Here is a 17,635-nt window from a genome sequence, read left to right on the forward strand (position 1 = left end):
GGGGCCACCGGCGCGGCGGGCGCCACCGGCGCCGACGGCGCGCCCGGTGTTCCGGGCGCCACCGGCGCGACCGGCCCGCAAGGCAGCACGGGGCCGGTCGGGGCGACGGGGGCGGTCGGCGCGACCGGCAGCACGGGCGTCACCGGACCGACCGGCGCCACAGGCGCAACGGGTGCCACCGGCGCGACCGGCACCACCGGCGCGACGGGCGTCACCGGCCCCCAGGGCTCTCCCGGCACGCAGGGCGCCACGGGGGCGACCGGCGCCCAGGGTAGTACGGGGGCGACCGGCGTGACCGGCGTGACCGGCGCCACGGGGGCCACCGGTCCTACGGGGGCGGCCGGCGCAACTGGCGCAACTGGCGCCACCGGCGCGACCGGCGCCACGGGCAGCGTGCCTGGCCTGGGCACGCCAAGTCATGCCGCCGACGGCAATGGCAGCGGCATGTGCACGATCGGTACCGTCTGGCTGACAGCAGCCACGGTGGGAGAAGGCATGGCCGCGGATGGCCGGCTGCTGCCGATCAACGCGTATACGGCGCTATTCAGCTTGCTGGGCACCAACTTCGGCGGCGACGGCGTCACCAATTTTGCATTGCCGAACCTGTCGTCCGTCACGCCGAACGGGCTGACCTACATGATCTGCGTCGACGGCGTCTTCCCCTCGCGCGTCAACTAGCCGGCGCAACGGGCGGATGGCCATGCCAGGATCATCCGCCCGCGCCGGCTGCCGCCGGCCGCCTCACGGACTCAGCAGCTTCCCCGTGCGGAACGCCCGCGCGCCGGACACACGGCCGATCTGGTCGCCCGGCTTCACGTAGCGCACCTCCCGTCCCATGTAGAACACGCCGTCGGTATGGCTGACGGTGGTGGCGCGCGTGCCTTCGACCGGATCGACGATGTCGAACAGCGGCTGCCCGGCCGTCACCCGCTCGCCCACCTGCGCGCGATACACCAGCAGGCCCGCCGCGCCCGCCACCAGCTGCTCGCTGCCGGCCAGCGGCGTGGCGGGCTGCGGCAGCGGTGGCAGCGGCGGCGCCTCGCCGGCGATGGCGCCGATGTGGGTCAGGTAGTCGAGCAGCGCCTGGGTGTCCTGCTGCGCGAGCGCGTCGGTCACGTCGCGCTGGCCGCGGTGCTCCACCGTCACGGCGATGCTGCCGTGCGGGATCGGGAAGCGCGCGCCGAATTCCTGCTGCAGCTGCCACCACGTATAGCTGTGCGCCTCGTCGAACGAGTGCGCGCCGGAGTCGAGCGCCAGCAGGCTGGCGGTGGCGCCGAGATAGCGCGCCAGCGGCTCCACCTCGGGCCAGATCGCGTCGCCGGTGTACACGTGCATGGCCGCCTCGCGCGAGCAGTGCAGGTCGAGCACCACCTCGGCGTCGTGCGCCAGCAGCATCAGCGCCTGCTGCAGCGACTGGAAGGCGTTCACCGGCGGCTGCGCCAGCAGCGCCTCGCGCCAGGCCGCGCGGATGACGCGCAGGTTGTGCGCGCCGTCCTGCGTGAGCTTGTCCGCCACCGCCGCCGCGACCGGCTTGAACAGCATCGGGAAACCGCGGTTGAAATTGTTGCCGCTCGACAATTCGAAGCGGCCGATGAAGCCGCCCAGCACCGCCTGGCCCAGGCCGATCGGGTTGGCGGCGCTGACCAGCACCACCTGCGCGCGCAGGCGGCCCTGCGCTTCGAGCTCCCGCAGGCGCGCCTTGAGCGTGACGGCCACCAGCATGGCGGGAATCTCGTCGGCATGCAGGCCGGCCTGCACGTAGATCTTGCGCGCGGCGCCGGCGTCGCCGAAATGGTGGCTGGCGAGTTGCAGGGCAAGGCCCGGCGCCGGGGCAATCAGGGGATGGATCTGGCTTTGCATATGGGGTCGCTCGGTTGGCGCTTGATTGATGTGCGCGGTTGATGTTCGGTCCGTGGCTTGCGCGGATGCCCGCTCACGGCGCGGCGGCGGTGCCGCCCTGCTGCCCGTGCCGTGCCAGCGTCTGGCGCAGGATCGCCGGGATCACGCCGCCGTGCCGCAGCAGTTCGACTTCGAGCCGGGTCTCCACCGCGGCCGTGGCGTCGAACGATGCCACCGTGCCGTCGCCGCGCACGATGCGCACCGGCACCGCGCAGCGCGGCGCCAGCCGCTCCGGCGGCGCGCCCACGTGGATGCGGTCGCCGGGCCGGATGGCCAGCGTGCGCGGATGCATGCCCGCGGGCATGCGCAGCGGCAGGATGCCCATGCCGATCAGGTTGGCGCGGTGAATCCGCTCGAAGCTGCACGCCAGCACGGCGCGGATGCCCAGCAGGCGCTGGCCCTTGGCCGCCCAGTCGCGCGACGAGCCGGTGCCGTAGCGCTCGCCGGCGACCAGCACCACGGCGTCGCCCTCCTCGGCGTAGCGCTGCGCCGCTTCGAAGACCGGCAGCACGGTGCCGCTGGGCGCGTGGACGGTATGCGCGGCCGGCGCGTCGGGCTCGAGCAGGTTGACCAGCGTCTTGTTGTAGAACGCCGCGCGCACCATCACTTCCCAGTTGCCGCGCCGCGAGGCGAACACGTTCAGGTCGTCGCGGTCGTCGCCGCGGCTGACCAGGAAATCGGCGACGTGGCAGTCCTTCGGGATCGCGCTGGCGGGCGAGATGTGGTCGGTGGTCACGTCGTCGCCGAGCACCAGCAGCGCATAGGCGCCGTAGTCGCCCAGCTGCGTGCCCTGGTCCGCCGCGGCGAACGGCGGGCGGCGCAGCGCCGTCGAGCGCGCGTCCCACGGATAGCGCGGCGTGTCGGCGAAAGGCAGGCTGTCCCACACCGGGTTGCGCGAAGCCGCGGCGAACGCGGGCCGATAGTCGGCGGCCTGCGTGCCGGCGGCCACGCAGGCCGCCACCTCCGCGCGCGTGGGCCACAGGTCCTTCAGGTACACCGGCGTGCCGTCCGGGGCGATCTGCACCGGGTCGCGGCCCAGGTCGCGCGCCGCGTCGCCGGCCAGCGCGAACGCCACCACCAGCGGCGGCGACATGATGAAGCCGAGGTCGAGATCGGGATGCACGCGGCCCGGGAAATTGCGGTTGCCGGACAGCATCGCCACCGGGCGCGCCGCCCGCCGCGCGATGGCGTCGCGGATCGGCGCGGTCAGCGGCCCCGCGTTGCCGATGCAGGTGGTGCAGCCGAAGCCGACGATGTCGAAGCCGAGCGCCGACAGATCGCCCAGCAGGCCGCCGCGCTCCAGGTAGATGGCCGCCGCCGGCGAGCCCGGCGCCAGCGAGGTCTTGACCCACGGCGGCGCCGACAGCCCGAGCGCGCGCGCCTTGCGGGCCAGCAGGCCCGCCGCGATCAGCAGGGCCGGGTCCGACGTATTGGTGCAGCTCGTGATGGCCGCGATGGCCACCGGGTGGCGCGGCAGGCCATGCTCCCGCCCCGCCGGCTCCGGTGCGAACGGCGCGAGCGCGCGGGCGGTCTCGGTATAGGACAGCAGGTCCTGCGGCCGCCGCGGGCCGGCCACGTGCATGCGGACCGCCGACAGGTCGAGGTCGAGCACGCGCGTGTAGCGCGGCGCGGCATCCGGCTCGAACCACAGGCCGGCGCGCCGGGCGTAGTCGCCGACCAGCGCCACGCCGGCTTCGCCGCGGCCGGTGGCGCGCAGGTAGTCCAGCGTGCGCGCGTCGATGGGAAAAAAGCCGGTGGTGGCCCCGTACTCGGGCGCCATGTTGGCCACCACCGCGCGCTCGCCCGCGCTCAGCGTCGCCACGCCGGGGCCGAAGAACTCGACGAACTCGCCCGCCACGCCGAGCGCGCGCAGGCGCTGCGTCACCGTCAGCGCGAGGTCGGTGGCCAGCGCCCACGGCGGCAGCGCGCCGGTCAGCCGCACGCCGGTCACGTCGGGCAGGCGCTGCATCACCGGCATGCCGAACATCACGGTCTGCGCCTCCAGCCCGCCCACGCCCCAGCCGAGCACGCCGATGCCGTTGATCATCGGCGTGTGGCTGTCGGTGCCGATCAGCGTGTCGGGCACGGCCCAGGCCTGGCCGTCGCGCTGCACCGTGGTCACCACCGTGGCCAGCTGCTCGAGGTTGATGGTGTGCATGATGCCGGTGCCCGGCGGATGGATGCGCACGCCGCGCAGCGCCCGCGACGCCCAGCGCAGGAAACCGTAGCGCTCGGCGTTGCGCCGGCCCTCGGTCTCCAGGTTGATCGCCGCGGCATCGGGCCGGGCGAACGCTTCCACGGCCAGCGAGTGGTCCACGGACACGTCCACCGGCAGCCCGGGATTGAGCACGGCGGGATCGACGCCGGCCTCGGCCAGCGCGTCGCGCATGGCGGCGATGTCGACCAGCGCCGGCGTGCTGGTGGTGTCGTGCATCAGCACGCGGCCCGGCTGGAACGCGATCTCGGCCGTGCTGGTGCCGTGGTCCGGCCACGCCGCGATGGCGTCGATGGCGGCGTCGCGCTCCGCTCCCGCCATGTTGCGCGCGACATTCTCCAGCAGCAGGCGCAGCACCACGGGCAGGCGCGGCAGCCGCTCGCCGAGCATCGCCGGCAGGTCGACGCAGCGGTATGTCAGGCCGCCGGAGTGGAACTCGCCGGCAAGGGGGCGGCAGTGCGTCATCAGGGCAGCGGGTGGGCCAGCTCGGCGGCGGGCGCCGGCGCCCGCGGTGCCTGCGACAACTGCGCGAACAGGTTCTTGGGGTCGTCCAGCACCGGGATCAGCGCGATGCGCTCGCCGATCTGGAGCAGCGCGGCCTGGTCGCGCAGGTAGCGCAGCGCGGAGAAGTCTTCCAGCGCGAAGCCGACCGAGTCGAACACCGTGATCTCGCCGGCGTCGCGGCGGCCGGGTACCTGGCCCTCGAGCACGCGCCAGAGCTCGGTCACGGCGAAATCCGCCGGCATCTGCTGCACGTCGCCTTCGATGCGGCTCTGCGGCTCGTATTCGACGAACACGCTGGCGCGGCGCAGCACGTCCGGGTGCAGCTCGGTCTTGCCCGGGCAATCGCCGCCCACGGCATTGAGGTGCATGCCGGGCTCGAGCATCTCCGGCGTGACGATGGTCGCGTAGGCCTTGTCGGCCGTGACCGTGGTGACGATGTCGGCGCCGCGCACGGCTTCGGCGGTGCTGGCGCACACGCGCAATTCGAGGCCGGGCACGTCGGTGAGATTGCGGCGCAGCCTGGCGGTGGCGGCGGCATCCACGTCGTAGGCCTGGATGCGGCGGATGCCCAGCAGGTGATAGAACGCCAGCGCCTGGAATTCGCTCTGCGCGCCGTTGCCGACCAGCGCCATCGTGGCGGCGTCGGCCCGCGCCAGCCGGCGCGCCGCCACCACCGACGTGGCCGCCGTGCGCAGCGCCGTGGTCAGCGTCAGCTCACTGAGCAGCAGCGGCATGCCGGTGGCCACCTCGGCCAGCACGCCGAACGCCATCACCGTGGGCAGGCCGCCGCGCGTGTTGCCCGGATGGCCGTTGACGTACTTGAAGCTGTAGAGGCTAGCGTCGGCCGTGGGCATCAGTTCGATCACGCCGGCCGGCGAGTGGCTGGCCGAGCGGGCGGACTTGTCGAACTCCCGCCAGCGGCGGAAGTCGTCCTCGATATAGCCGGCCATGCTGCGCAGGGCATGCGCGATGCCGCGCGCGGCGATGATGCGGGATACGTGCTGGGTGGAAAGAAATGGCGTCATCTGTGGCTCCGGTGAGCGGGTCTGGAAAGTTGCCGACCATTCTCACCGCCGTGGCACCCAAAATGAAGTGGTTATTGTGCACACAAAATACTATCATCACGTCAAACCGAGCACAACGACTTTCATTTCGACACATGGTTTCGACACATGGATGACTTCGACCACAAGCTGCTGGGGCTGCTACGCGCCGATGCCCGGGCCAGCGTTGCCCTGCTGGCGCACCGACTCGGGGTGGCGCGCACCACCATCACCAACCGGATGGCGCGCCTGGAAAAAGCGGGGGTGATCGTCGGCTACACGGTGCAGCTGCGGCCGGCGGCGCAGCGCGACGCGATTGCCGCGTGGATGAGCATCGCCGTGGACGGGAACCAGGCGCGGGAGGTGATTGCCAGCCTGCTGGGCGAGCCCGGCGTGGTCGCCCTGCACGACACCAACGGGCGCTGGGACCTGCTGGCGGAAGTGCGCGCCGCCACGCTCGACGGGCTGGCCTCCGTGCTCGAGCGCGTGCGGCTGATCCGCGGCATCAGCGCGACGGAGACCAGCATCCACCTGACCAGCTACAAGCTGTCGTGAGGCGTGGCCGCAGCCGGGAGATTGCGCGGCCGGGCGGGACCGGTCAGGTCCCCGCCGGCGGCGCCTCTTCCGCCGGGGCGGCCTCGCTCGCGGCCGGGCGGCGCAGGCGGCTCGCCACGTCCAGGTGCCGGCGCATCAGGTCGGCGGCGCCGTCGCGGTTGCCGGACTCCAGCGCCGCCAGGATGCCGAGGTGCTCGTGGCAGCTCACTTCCACGCGCTCGCGGCCGTGCTTCCAGTCATAGTTGGACAGCCGCCGCATGCGGTTCAGGCGGCGGATCGCGTCGACGAAGAAGCGGTTGCCCGAGGCCATCGCGAGCCCTTCGTGGAACGCCGCGTTGGTCTCGAAGAACGCCACCGGCGAGGCCTCGGTCCACGGCTGCGTCAGGAACGCCGAATGCTGGATCCGCATGTGCGCGGCCCATTCGGGCGAGAGCTGGAAGCTCGGCTCCAGGATGGCCGCCGGCTCGATGACCATGCGGAAGCGGTAGCCCTCGATGCGCGCCTCGCGGTGCCACATCGCGTCCTGGAATTTCCAGCGGTAGCCCAGCCGCCGCTCGACGATGCCAAGGTCGGCCAGCCGCACCAGCGCCTGCTTGATGGTGGCGCGCGTCTCGCCGTAGGTCTGCATCAGGTCGCGCTCGGACACTTCGTCGGCCAGCGCGCCGCGCTGCCGGTCGTGGGCGATGCGCGTGAGCAGCTGGTCTTCGTCGGCCGGCGCGGTCTCGTCGGCCTGCGCCACCGGCGGCGCCGACAGCAGCGCCACGCCCTTGTTGCGGCGCCGCTCGACGAAACCCTGCGCCTCGAGCTGGTCCAGCGCCGCGCGGATCGGCGTGCGCGACACCCCCAGCGACTCCGCCAGCTTCTGCTCGTTGAGGCGGTCGCCCGCCGCCAGGGCCTCGTCGCGGATCCACTGGGCGATCCGGTCCCGCAGCGCCAGGCGCGAGCGGCCCACCGACTCGTTCGGCATGCTCATTTATTTTTTTGTTTCATCAAAATACACTTACAATTGTACATTACCGCCGCGCGGACAGCCTGGCCCGCGGCACGCGCCCGCCATCCGCGTGCGAACAGGGCGGACAGCCGCAAGCTTAGCCGGAAAGTGCCGTGCGGGCTGGTCCGGCCGGTCTCGTTCTTGTCGTCTTGCCGGGGCGGCGCCCGCCCGCTTCAGCCGGTCATGGCCGCGGCGGCACCGTCTCGGCCACGATCCGGTCGCGGCCGCCCTGCTTGGCCTGGTACAGCAGCAGATCGGCGCGCCGCATCAGCCCGTCCGCGTCCTGCGCCTCGCCCGGCATGACGAAGGCGGTGCCGAAGCTGGCCTGGATGCTGAACCGTTCGCCGCTGTCGGCCACGAGCGGCGTCGCCGCCAGGCGCGCGCGCAGCTGCTGCGCCATGTCCAGCGCATCCTGGCAGGCCGGCACGCTGGCCAGCACCGCGAATTCCTCGCCGCCGATGCGCGCCACGATGTCGCCCTCGCGCCATACCTCGCGGCTCAGCTCGGCGATCCGCCGCAGCGCGCGGTCGCCCGTGGCATGGCCGTACTTGTCGTTGACGCGCTTGAAGTGATCGATGTCGAACAGGGTCAGCGACAGCAGCTGCCCGCCCGCGCGCCGTCCCGCGCCGGAGCAGGCGTCCTTCAGCCTGATGTCGAAGGCGCCGCGGTTGAACAGCCCGGTGAGCGCATCGGTTTGCGCCATGCGCGACAGCTCGGCGATCAACTGGCGGCGCTCGCGCTCCAGCCTGGCGCGCTCGACGGCGTTGCCGCGCAGCACCTGCACGGCATCGAACAGCTCGCGGATCTCTCCGCGGTACGGCCTGGACGACAGCGTCACGGCGAGGTTGCCGGCCGCGATGGCGCGGATCGCGCGCGCGGCGTCCGCGAACGGCCGGACCACCTGCCGGCGGAACAGCCACACGCCGAGGAACAGGAACACGATCACCGCCGAGAGGATGGCGACGATGCCGCCCAGCCACCCCAGCCGGGTGTCGCGCTGGGCCCGCACCTGCCGCTCGACCAGATCGAGAATCTCGTCGCGAAAGCGCGTGATCGCGCCCATCGAGGGCACATAGTGATCGACGAATTCGGCGCTCGAGACGCCCGCGTCGCCGGGCAGGCTCGCCAGCGCGTGCACGCGCGAGAAATACTCCAGGCCCGCGCCGAAATACTGCCGCTCCACCACCTGGAACGCCCCTTGCGGCAGCTCCGGATCGCTCAGCACGCGCGGCTGGAGCAGCGCGCGCAGCTGCGCGATGGTGCCCAGCGTGCGCTCGATGGCGAACTGCTCGGTGCTGTTCAGCTGCCGGTTGGTGCCCAGCGCGGGCGTGAGCTGCGAGCCGAGCAGCCCGGCCTGCTCCCGCAGCAGCGCCGCCAGCCGCGCCGCCAGCAGGCGGCTGAGCGCGCCGGGCACGCCCCGGTCGACCTTGGCGGCGCTGACGTCGGCGATGGCGGACAACGGCGGCATCACCCGGATCATGCCATCCGCCGCGCGGTGCAGCGCCTCGCCGGTGCGCTGGCCGTGCGGCTGGCGCAGCAGGCCGTCGACCTCGGCGCGCGCGCGGGCGAGATCGTCGCGCGCGCGCAGCACCGTGTCGCGCTCGCTGAGGCAGTTGCCGCACTCCGGCGCTTCGAGCTGGCCCAGCAGCCCGGCGATGCGCCGGTCGCTTTCCGCGCGCGCGTCCAGCAGCGCCTGCCCTTGCGCCGGCGGCAGCGGCAGCGCCTCTCCGAGCGCGGCGTTGCTGGGGCCGCGCTCGACCGAGACCTGCTCCATCGCGAGCAGGATCGCGCGAAAGATGCGCAGGTCGGTAAGCGCGTGCTCGGCATTCGCATAAGCCACCCACTGGTATCGAAACAGCCAGATGGACAGCGCCAGCAGGACAAAGCCCAGGGTGGCGGCGAGCAGCGCAAAGCGGCGTTCCAGCGGCGAGGCTGGCAGGGGGATCTTTAGCATCGTGGGACGGGGCGCCGGCGCAAGCGCTGCGCGCGGCACCGGGCCAGGGCTTCGTGGCGTGTCGAGGTCGCGCGGCGCCCGCATCCGGGCGTTGCCGCCCGGCGGGCCGCAATGTCGAAAATCCTCGGAACAAGGCCTGCATTCTAGCGGGCGCCGCCCCCGCGGTGTTGCAGATCTGGCCCGACCCCACGGGTGCGGGGTGACTTGGACACAATTTGCGCCGCATGCCCGGCACCGCTGCCTTGCCCGGCCCCTCGCCCGGTGCGGCGGCCACTCCCCCCGGAATGGCCGCCGGCGCCGCGGGCGTTCAGCCCCGCCCGGCGTCCGCGCGCACCCAGCCCGCGGCCTTCTCGGCCATCATCAGCGTGGGGCTGTTGGTGTTGCCGCTGGTGATCGACGGCATCGCGCTGGCATCGACCACGCGCAGGCCGGCGATGCGGCCGCCGCGCCCGTCGCGCACCCGCATGCGGCTGTCCAGCACGGCCGCGGGGTCGCCGTCGCGGCCCATCGCCGCGGTGCCCACGGGGTGGAAGATGGTGGTGGCGATGTCGCCGGCCAGCCGCGCCAGGTCCTCGTCCGTCCGGTATTGCGGGCCGGGCTTGTATTCCTGCGGCTTGTAGCGGGCCAGCGCCGGCTGCGCGACGATGCGGCGGGTCACGCGCAGCGAGTCCGCCGCCACCTGCCGGTCCTCGGCGGTGGACAGGTAGTTGGGCGCGATGGCCGGCGCCTGACGGAAGTCCTCGCTGCGGATGCGCACGGTGCCGCGGCTGGTGGGGTTCAGGTTGCAGACGCTGGCCGTGAAGGCCGGGAAGGCATGCAGCGGCTCGCCGAACGCCTCCAGCGAGAGCGGCTGGACGTGGTACTGGATGTTGGGCCAGGCCTGCTCCGGCGAGCTGCGCGTGAAGGCGCCCAGCTGCGACGGCGCCATGCTCATGGGGCCGCTGCGCGACAGCAGGTATTGCAGGCCGATGCGCGCCTTGCCCCACAGGCTGGACGCCAGCACGTTGAGCGTGGCCGCGCCCTCGATCCGGTACACGGCGCGGATCTGCAGGTGATCCTGCAGGTTGCCGCCCACGCCGGGCAGGTCGGCCAGCACCTCGATGCCGTGCTCGCGCAGCAGCGCGCCCGGGCCCAGCCCCGAGAGCTGCAGGATCTGCGGCGAGCCGATGCTGCCCGCGCACAGGATCACCTCGCATGCGGCGCGCACGGTGACGAACTGCCGGCCGTCCCACACCCGCGCGCCGGTGCAGCGCAGGCTGCCGTCGGCCCGCGGCTCGACCAGCAGGCGCGCGACCTGCGCGCCGGTCCACAGTTCGAAATTGGGCCGGCCGCTGCAGGCGGGCCGCAGGAACGCCTTGGCGCTGTTCCAGCGCCAGCCGGCTTTCTGGTTGACCTGGAAGTAGCCCACGCCCTCGTTGTCGCCGCGGTTGAAATCGCCGGTGTGCGGCACGCCGGCCTGCGCCGCGGCTTCGGCGAAGGCGTCGAGGATGTCCCAGCGCAGGCGCTGCTTTTCCACGCGCCACTCGCCGCCGTGGCCGTGGTAGCCGGCGAAGGCCGCGTCGTGCTCCGGGGTGTCGCCGAGATAATGGTCTTCGTGCTGGCGGAAGGCCGGCAGCACGTTGTCCCAGCGCCAGGTGTCGTCGCCGGTGCGCTGCGCCCACTGCTCGTAGTCGCGCGACTGGCCGCGCATGTAGATCATGCCGTTGATGCTGGAGCAGCCGCCGAGCGTCTTGCCGCGCGGGTAGCGCAACTGGCGGCCGTTGAGGCCCGCGTCGGGCTCGGTGCGGTAGAGCCAGTCGGTGCGCGGGTTGCCGATGCAGTAGAGATAGCCGACCGGGATGTGGATCCAGTGGTAGTCATCCTTGCCGCCGGCCTCGATCAGCAGCACGCGCCGGTCCTTGTCGGCGCTGAGCCGGTTGGCCATCAGCGCGCCGGCGGTGCCGGCGCCGATGACGATGTAGTCGAAAGCGGGATCGGTGCTGTGGGTCACGACGCTGTGTCTCCGGAACGCGAGCTTTATTTGCCGCGCTAAAATTGTTGTGGCGAGTGCGCGTAGTTTCCTCCCGGGATATTCCGAAATCCATTGAGTTTCGGCAATCTGAGATATAGGTTTCACAAATATGAATCCGGCCAATCTTGATCTGCAGACGCTGCGGGTGTTCGTCGCGGTGGCGCGCGAGGGCAATGTCTCCAAGGCGGCCGAGCAGATGCACCGCTCGCAGCCGGCCGTCAGCCTCCAGCTCAAGCGCATGGCGGAGATCACGGGCCTGACGCTGTTCCACCGCACCGCCCACGGGCTGGTACTGAGCGCCGACGGCGCCGCGCTGCTGCCCCAGGCCGAGCGCGCCCTGCATGCCATCCAGGACGTGGCCAATGCCGTGAGCCGGCTGCACGGCACCGTGCGCGGCAAGCTGCGCATCGGCACCATCCTGGAGCCGTCGTTCATCCGCCTGGGCGACTGGCTCGGGCAACTGGTGCAGTCGGCGCCGCAGATCGAGACCGAACTGCGCCACGGCATGAGCGGCAGCGTGATGGCCCAGTTGCAGCAGGGCAGCCTGGACGTCTGCTTCTACCTGAGCCCCGACCGCGAAGCCACGCACCAGTTGCAGCCGGACCTGGCGGTGCGCACGCTGACGCGCTTCGAGTACCGGGTGGTGGCGCCGGCCGGCTGGGGGCCGCAGGTGACGGGCTGCGACTGGGAAGCGCTGGCCACCCTGCCCTGGCTGGCGACGCCGCCGGAATCCGTGCATTCGCGCCTGCTGGCGGGCATCTTCGGCCCGCGCGGGCTGGCGCCGCGCCGCGCCGCGCTGGTGGACCAGGAGCCGTCCATGCTCGATCTCATCAAGTCGGGGGTCGGGCTCAGCCTGGTGCGCGATGCCACCGCCATGCGCGAGAGCCAGACGTCAGGGCTGGCCGTGGCGGACCGGGTCCGCATCGGCTGCGAGCTGCAGTTCGTCTGCCTGGCGTCCAGGCTGGAGGAGGCGCTGATCGTGGAGGCGCTGGGCGCGCTGAACCGGGTGTGGCTGGACTGACGGGCGGCGCCGGCGCCGGCGCGCTTCAGCCATAGGTGGCGCGCACGGCGGCGAAGGCCGCGCTCACCACCGGGTCCTCCATGCGCCTGGCCAGCGCGATGAATGAGAGATCGGCGGTCAGCGTGAGCGTCTGCGCCACCACCAGCCCGTGCGACTGGGCCACGCGCAGCGCCACCGAGTCGCGCGCCAGCGAGAGGCCGACGCCCGACACCACCAGGTCCACCATCGACGCCTCCAGGTCCACTTCGGCGGCCACCAGCGGGCGCACGCCGAGCTCGTCGAACTTGCGGCTCAGCATGCGGTGGTGGGTCGAATGCTCGTGCGTCCAGACCCACGGCAGCAGCGCCACCTCGGCCCAGCTCTTGCCGGCCACGCGCGCGTCCCAGCCGCGCGGCGCGATCACGTAATAGTGGATGGCGCGCAGCTTGAGCGCGCAGATGTCGTCGCCCGAGCCGACCTCGCCCGGCGGGCCGAGATAGAACGCCGCGTCCAGCGCGCCGCCGCGGATCTGGCTCAGGACCCAGCCCGACATGCCGTGCCGCAGCCGCGGCTGCACGTTCGGATGATGCTCGACCAGGTATTGCAGGCAGGCGCCCAGGCGGATGGCCTCGGGGTTGAGGATGGTGCCCAGGCCGAGCGTGCCGTAGGCGGCGCTGCGCATGGCCTCGGCGGCGCGGCCGAATTCCTCCACGGCCTCCAGGATCTTGCGGGCCGCGGGCACCAGCGCCCGGCCGTGCGCGCTGAGCATGAGCCCGCGCCCGGTGCGCACGAACAGCGTCACCTGCAGCAGTTCCTGCAGGCTCTTGATCTGCATGCTCACCGCGGGCTGCGTCAGGTGCAGGCTTTCGGCCGCGCGGGTGAGATTGCCCTCACGCGCGATCGCCTCGAAGGCGCGTAAGTGCTGTAGGTCCACAGGCGTTCCCATGCGGGAGGGAGATGTCGGAAGTCGGTTCGGGAAGATCCCGGCGCCGCTGCGCGGCACGGCAAGTGCCGCGCAGCGCCCGCGCGGGACCGCTGCGCGCCATTCTGGGACAACTTCCCGGGCCTGCAAAGCCGGGCATCCCCCAACAGGCGGCTGGACAGCCCGGCGGTTATCCCGCCGCCGCCAGCACGCGGCGCGCCTGCTCGATGATCGGCGCATCGACCAGCCGGCCATCGACCCTGACCGCCGCCCCGCCGGCGCCGGCCGCCGCCTCGATCACGCGGCGCGCCCATTCGCATTCGGCCGCCGGCGGCAGGAAGCCGCGGTTGACGGCCTCGATCTGCGTGGGATGGACGCACAGCTTGGCGCCGAAGCCGAAGCGCTTGGCGCGCTCGACCTCGTGCTCCAGCCGCCGGGCATCGTCCAGCGCCAGGCAGACGCCGTCCACCGGCGGCGGCAGCCCGGCCAGCCGCGAATGCATCGCCAGTTGCGAGCGGAAATAGTGCAGCGGCGCGTCGTCGTCGGGCAGGCCGATGTCGAGCATCAGGTCGGCCGCGCCCAGCATCAGCCGGCGCACGCCGGGCGCGCGCGCGATGTCGGCCAGATGCAGGAAGCCGGCGGCCGACTCGACCAGCAGGTAGAGCGCGCGGGCGCCTCCCACGGCGCGCGCCAGCGCCGCCAGCACGACGAGGTCGTCCGGCTTGGGCACCACCACGCCGTGCACCGGCAGGCCGGCGCAGGCCTGCACGTCATGCGCGTGCCACGCGCTGCCGTTGGCGTTGATGCGCACCAGCAGCTCGCAGCCCGCGCCGTCGCACAAGGCGCGCAGGGCCGCGGCCTCGCCCGCGAAGATGGCGCGCGCGCGCGCCTTGTCGGGCGGCGCCACGGCGTCCTCGAGGTCGACGATGACGGCATGCGCGCCGCTCGCGGCCGCCTTGGGGAAACGCTGCGGCTGCGTGGCGGGGACAAACAGGAAGGAATGCTGGGCCGGCATGTCTGTGCGCTACTCCACGGTGATGTGGGCGGCCTTGATGAGCTCGCCCCACTTGACGATTTCCGAATCGATGAAGCGGCTCCAGTCGGCCGCGCCGCGCGCGTCGGGCAGCAGGCCGCGCGAGAGCATCTGCTCGCGCACCGCCGGGTCGTTGACGATGGCGCGGGTGTCCTCGCCGATGCGCTCGATGATGGCGCGCGGCGTGCCCTTGGGCACGGCCAGCCCGCCCCAGCTCACCGCCTCGAAGCCGGGATAGCCCAGTTCGGCGATGGTCGGCACGTTCGGCAGCTGGGGCATGCGCTGCGCGCTGGCCACCGCGATGGGGCGCAGCGCGCCGGCCTTGATCTGCGGCAGCGCCGAGGCCACGCTGTCGAACAGCAGCCCGACCTGCCCGCCCAGCAGGTCCTGCATGGCCGGGCCGCTGCCCTTGTAGGGCACGTTGATGACCTGCAGACCCGCGCGGAAGCGGAACAGCTCGGCCGAGAGATGCTGCGTGGTGCCCGGCGGCCCGCCGATGGCGATGGCCAGCTTGCCGGGCTCCTTGCGCGCCGCGGCCACGACGTCGGCCAGCGAATGGTATGGCGAGGCATTGCCGGCCACCAGCATGATCGGCGCGAGGTAGATGCCGCCCACCGTGTCGAAATTCTCGCGCGGATCGTAGGGCAGCTTGGGATAGAGGCCGGGGTTGATGGCCATCGTGGACGACGGCGCCACGATGATGGTGTACCCGTCCGGCGCGGCGGTCTTGCCGGCGATCATGGCGGGCAGGCCGCTGCCGCCGGGCCGGTTGTCGACCACCACCGCCTGCTTCCAGCGCTGCGTCAGCCGGTCGCCCAGCAGCCGCGCCGAGATGTCGAGGGCGTTGCCGGGCGGCGTGGGAACCAGCAGCCTGACCGGCTTGTCCGGCCAGGTCTGCGCCTGCGCTGCCCACTGGCCGAGCGGCGCGGCCAGCGCCGCGGCCGTGGCCTGCATGAACCTGCGTCTCTTCATGGTTTGTCTCCTGATGTTTTTTTATATGTCCGGGCGCCGCCGCGTGCCTGCGTCACATGATGCCGGCCTCCCGCATGGCGTCGAGCTCGCCGGCCGTCATGCCGAGCAGCTCCTGGAAGACCGCGTCGTTGTGTTCCCCCAGCGCCGGGCCCAGCCACTTGATGCCGCCCGGCGTGCCGGACAGCTTGGGGATGACGTTCTGCACCGCCACCGGCCCCGCGCGCGACGGCACCGTCTTGATGTTCTCGCGCAGCGCGTACTGCGGGTCCTCGAAGATGTCGGCCACGCTGTACAGCGTGGCGGCCGGCACGCCGCCGGCGTCGCACCGCGCGAGCAGGTCGGCGCAGTCGATCGACGCGGCCCACGACGCCACGCGCGCATTGACCGCCGCGCGCTCCGCCAGGCGGTGCCCGACCGGGCCCCAGCGCTCGGGCGCCGCCAGTTCCGGCTCGCCCATGACCGCCGCCAGCCGCGCGAAGATCTTGTCGTTGGTGCAGGCGATGGCCACCCACTTGCCGTCGCGGGTCTGGTAGTGGCTGTGCGGCACCACGTTCACCGTGTCGGCGCCCTGCCGCTCGCGCACCATGCCGGTCTGCTGGTAGACCGGCACCATCTCGTCCAGGACGCGGAACATGGATTCGTAGAGCGCGAGATCGACCACCTGCCCCACGCCCGTGCTCTCCCGCGCGCGCAGCGCCAGCAGCACGCCGACCGCGCCGTACAGACCCGAGCCGTAGTCGGCCAGCGACGTGGACCCCGGCGTGACCGGCGTGCGGCCCGGCTCGCCGGCGAGATAGGCGAGCCCCGAGAAGGCGTGCGCCACCCGCGCGAAACCCGGCCGGCCGCGGTACGGGCCTTCCTGGCCATAGGCCGAGATGCGCACCAGGATGGCGCGCGGGTTGAGCCGCTGGATCTCTTCCCACGGCAAGCCCCAGCGCTCCAGCACGCCGGGCCGGTAGTTCTCCACGATCACGTCGCTGCGCGCGGCCAGGCGCTTGAGGACTTCCTGCCCCTTGGGGTCGCGCAGATTGAGCGTCACGCACTTCTTGTTGCGGCTCTCGTTGAGCCACATCAGCGTGTCGCCGCAGTCGGTATGGGTGCCGAAGCGCCGCAGCGAATCGCCCGTTCCGGGCGGCTCCACCTTGATGACCTCGGCGCCGAATTCCGCCAGGATGGTCGTGCAGAAAGGGCCGGCGACGAACGTGCCGAGATCGAGGACCCGGATGCCATCCAGTGCCTGTGCCTGGTTCTTCTGGGATGTCTGCTCTGTCATGTTCTCTGTCTTTTGCCGCAAAGCCTTGCGGTTGGCAGGATTCTAGGCAGCGCTGTCGGGCCGGTCCAATGACATTCCATGAATAGCTTTATCAACGATGCTTAAGAAGCCGTTGCGGCATCGCCCGCCGGGCTGGCCGGCCGGGCTGGCCGACATGCCGTCCGGCGAAGCGCGCGCGAAATGTTCCTTGACACCGGATTTTCCAGCCGATAACCTTCGAAACGCACATTGCACACGATGTACATTTAAAGCCACGAAAGACCAACAGAGAGAGACAGGAGCGGACATGAAGCTGGTACGGTGGGGACAGCCCGGCGCCGAGAAGCCGGGCGTGCTGGATAACGAAGGACAGGTGCGCAGCCTCGTCGGCGTGGTCGACGACTGGCATGGCGCGGCGCTCGCGGACGACTCGCTCGCGCGCGTCGCGGCGCTCGACCCGCGCACGCTGCCGGCGGTCGCGCCGGGCGAGCGGCTCGGGCCGTGCGTCGGCGCGGTCGGCAAGCTCGTCTGCGTCGGCCTGAACTACACGGACCACGCGAAGGAAGCCAACATGGCGGCGCCCAAGGAGCCGATCCTGTTCCTGAAGGCGACCAGCTCGATCAACGGGCCGTTCGATCCGGTCGAGATCCCGCGCGACGCGCAGAAGGTCGACTGGGAAGTCGAGCTCGGCATCGTGATCGGCAAGACCGCGCGCTACGTGACGAAGGAAGACGCGCTGGCGCACGTGGCCGGCTACTGCGTGGTGAACGACGTCTCCGAGCGCGCCTTCCAGCTCGAGCGCGGCGGACAGTGGGACAAGGGCAAGGCGGCGGACACCTTCGGCCCGCTGGGCCCGTGGCTCGTCACCGCCGACGAGGTGCCCGACCCGCAGGCGCTGGCGCTGTGGCTCGAGGTCGACGGCGTGCGGCGCCAGGACGGCAGCACGCGCGACATGATCTTCGGCGCGGCGGAGCTGGTGTCGTACATCAGCCAGTTCATGAGCCTGCAGCCGGGCGACGTGATCGCGACCGGCACGCCGGCCGGCGTCGGCATGGGCCTGAAGCCGCCCGTCTATCTCCAGCCGGGACAGACCATGACCGTCGGCATCGCCGGCCTCGGCGAGCAGCGCTCGACCGTGGTGGCGTTCGGCGCGGCAGTGGCGCGCTGACCTCGCCGACACGGCAATACGGCGATACGGCGATACGGCAATACGCGGCAAGAACCACCAAAACGACTACAACTGGACGGGGGAGCATAACGGCGGCGGCCCGCGCACCTGCGCGG

General features: G+C 71.9%; 14 protein-coding genes. 4 read left to right on the forward strand and 10 right to left on the reverse strand.

Annotated features, from left to right (window positions below):
- On the forward strand, window positions 1–678 hold a 678-nt coding region (locus K206_RS41420), incomplete at its 5' end, for a tail fiber protein (RefSeq protein WP_196812843.1).
- A 63-nt stretch (window positions 679–741) separates the two neighbouring features.
- Here the strand turns inward: K206_RS41420 and K206_RS0106025 are convergent.
- The 3 genes from K206_RS0106025 to K206_RS0106035 all read right to left on the reverse strand — a co-directional run bounded on the left by K206_RS0106025 (window position 742) and on the right by K206_RS0106035 (window position 5,643).
- Complete coding sequence (locus K206_RS0106025) at window positions 742–1,860, reverse strand: succinylglutamate desuccinylase/aspartoacylase family protein (protein ID WP_020201511.1); 1,119 nt, start codon at window positions 1,858–1,860, stop codon at window positions 742–744.
- A gap of 73 nt (window positions 1,861–1,933) precedes the next feature.
- Complete coding sequence (gene acnA, locus K206_RS0106030; RefSeq protein WP_020201512.1) at window positions 1,934–4,579, reverse strand: aconitate hydratase AcnA; 2,646 nt, start codon at window positions 4,577–4,579, stop codon at window positions 1,934–1,936.
- Window positions 4,579–5,643: an ornithine cyclodeaminase gene (locus K206_RS0106035; RefSeq protein WP_020201513.1), complete on the reverse strand. Its 1,065-nt coding sequence runs from the start codon at window positions 5,641–5,643 to the stop codon at window positions 4,579–4,581. The genes acnA and K206_RS0106035 overlap by 1 nt, the downstream gene beginning before the upstream one ends.
- A 147-nt stretch (window positions 5,644–5,790) precedes the next feature.
- Here K206_RS0106035 and K206_RS0106040 point away from each other — a divergent pair, with 147 nt between their 5' ends.
- Window positions 5,791–6,216, forward strand: coding sequence for an Lrp/AsnC family transcriptional regulator (locus K206_RS0106040; RefSeq protein ID WP_020201514.1), 426 nt, complete (start codon window positions 5,791–5,793; stop codon window positions 6,214–6,216).
- Between the two features lie 43 nt (window positions 6,217–6,259).
- Here K206_RS0106040 and K206_RS0106045 read toward each other — a convergent pair whose 3' ends face one another.
- From K206_RS0106045 to K206_RS0106055, 3 genes are all read right to left on the reverse strand, one after another.
- Window positions 6,260–7,189 (reverse strand): GntR family transcriptional regulator, encoded by a 930-nt coding sequence (locus K206_RS0106045; RefSeq protein ID WP_020201515.1) that lies wholly within the window; start codon window positions 7,187–7,189, stop codon window positions 6,260–6,262.
- Between the two features lie 199 nt (window positions 7,190–7,388).
- Window positions 7,389–9,161, reverse strand: coding sequence for a diguanylate cyclase (locus K206_RS0106050; protein ID WP_020201516.1), 1,773 nt, complete (start codon window positions 9,159–9,161; stop codon window positions 7,389–7,391).
- Window positions 9,162–9,468: 307 nt separating this feature from the next.
- On the reverse strand, window positions 9,469–11,151 hold the full coding sequence (locus K206_RS0106055) for a GMC family oxidoreductase (RefSeq protein WP_020201517.1): 1,683 nt from the start codon (window positions 11,149–11,151) through the stop codon (window positions 9,469–9,471).
- Window positions 11,152–11,281: 130 nt separating this feature from the next.
- Between K206_RS0106055 and K206_RS0106060 the strand changes: the two genes are divergently transcribed.
- Window positions 11,282–12,193 (forward strand): LysR family transcriptional regulator, encoded by a 912-nt coding sequence (locus tag K206_RS0106060; RefSeq protein WP_020201518.1) that lies wholly within the window; start codon window positions 11,282–11,284, stop codon window positions 12,191–12,193.
- A 25-nt stretch (window positions 12,194–12,218) separates the two neighbouring features.
- Here K206_RS0106060 and K206_RS0106065 read toward each other — a convergent pair whose 3' ends face one another.
- From K206_RS0106065 to K206_RS0106080, 4 genes are all read right to left on the reverse strand, one after another.
- Window positions 12,219–13,106, reverse strand: a complete 888-nt coding sequence (locus tag K206_RS0106065) for a LysR family transcriptional regulator (protein WP_020201519.1) — start codon at window positions 13,104–13,106, stop codon at window positions 12,219–12,221.
- Between the two features lie 178 nt (window positions 13,107–13,284).
- The gene (locus K206_RS0106070; protein WP_020201520.1) at window positions 13,285–14,109 is read right to left on the reverse strand and encodes a CoA ester lyase; all 825 of its coding nucleotides are present in this window, start codon (window positions 14,107–14,109) and stop codon (window positions 13,285–13,287) included.
- 9 nt (window positions 14,110–14,118) lie between these two features.
- A complete protein-coding gene (locus tag K206_RS0106075) occupies window positions 14,119–15,099 on the reverse strand; it encodes a tripartite tricarboxylate transporter substrate binding protein (RefSeq protein ID WP_231401564.1) in 981 nt (326 codons plus the stop codon).
- A 52-nt stretch (window positions 15,100–15,151) separates the two neighbouring features.
- Window positions 15,152–16,372: a CaiB/BaiF CoA-transferase family protein gene (locus tag K206_RS0106080; protein ID WP_020201522.1), complete on the reverse strand. Its 1,221-nt coding sequence runs from the start codon at window positions 16,370–16,372 to the stop codon at window positions 15,152–15,154.
- Between the two features lie 286 nt (window positions 16,373–16,658).
- Between K206_RS0106080 and K206_RS0106085 the strand changes: the two genes are divergently transcribed.
- Window positions 16,659–17,519, forward strand: a complete 861-nt coding sequence (locus tag K206_RS0106085; protein ID WP_020201523.1) for a fumarylacetoacetate hydrolase family protein — start codon at window positions 16,659–16,661, stop codon at window positions 17,517–17,519.
- Window positions 17,520–17,635: the final 116 nt, after the last annotated feature.

The organism is Cupriavidus sp. WS, from assembly GCF_000395345.1.
Classification (GTDB): Bacteria; Pseudomonadota; Gammaproteobacteria; order Burkholderiales; family Burkholderiaceae; genus Cupriavidus; species Cupriavidus basilensis_B.

Coding starts and splice junctions, on each gene's coding strand:
- K206_RS0106085 (WP_020201523.1), top strand. CDS start 16,659: ATGAAGCTGGTACGGTGGGGACAGCCCGGCGCCGAGAAGCCGGGCGTG.
- K206_RS0106035 (WP_020201513.1), bottom strand. CDS start 5,643: ATGACGCCATTTCTTTCCACCCAGCACGTATCCCGCATCATCGCCGCG.
- K206_RS0106060 (WP_020201518.1), top strand. CDS start 11,282: ATGAATCCGGCCAATCTTGATCTGCAGACGCTGCGGGTGTTCGTCGCG.
- K206_RS0106045 (WP_020201515.1), bottom strand. CDS start 7,189: ATGAGCATGCCGAACGAGTCGGTGGGCCGCTCGCGCCTGGCGCTGCGG.
- K206_RS0106040 (WP_020201514.1), top strand. CDS start 5,791: ATGGATGACTTCGACCACAAGCTGCTGGGGCTGCTACGCGCCGATGCC.
- acnA (WP_020201512.1), bottom strand. CDS start 4,579: ATGACGCACTGCCGCCCCCTTGCCGGCGAGTTCCACTCCGGCGGCCTG.
- K206_RS0106080 (WP_020201522.1), bottom strand. CDS start 16,372: ATGACAGAGCAGACATCCCAGAAGAACCAGGCACAGGCACTGGATGGC.
- K206_RS0106050 (WP_020201516.1), bottom strand. CDS start 9,161: ATGCTAAAGATCCCCCTGCCAGCCTCGCCGCTGGAACGCCGCTTTGCG.
- K206_RS0106070 (WP_020201520.1), bottom strand. CDS start 14,109: ATGCCGGCCCAGCATTCCTTCCTGTTTGTCCCCGCCACGCAGCCGCAG.
- K206_RS0106025 (WP_020201511.1), bottom strand. CDS start 1,860: ATGCAAAGCCAGATCCATCCCCTGATTGCCCCGGCGCCGGGCCTTGCC.
- K206_RS0106075 (WP_231401564.1), bottom strand. CDS start 15,099: ATGAAGAGACGCAGGTTCATGCAGGCCACGGCCGCGGCGCTGGCCGCG.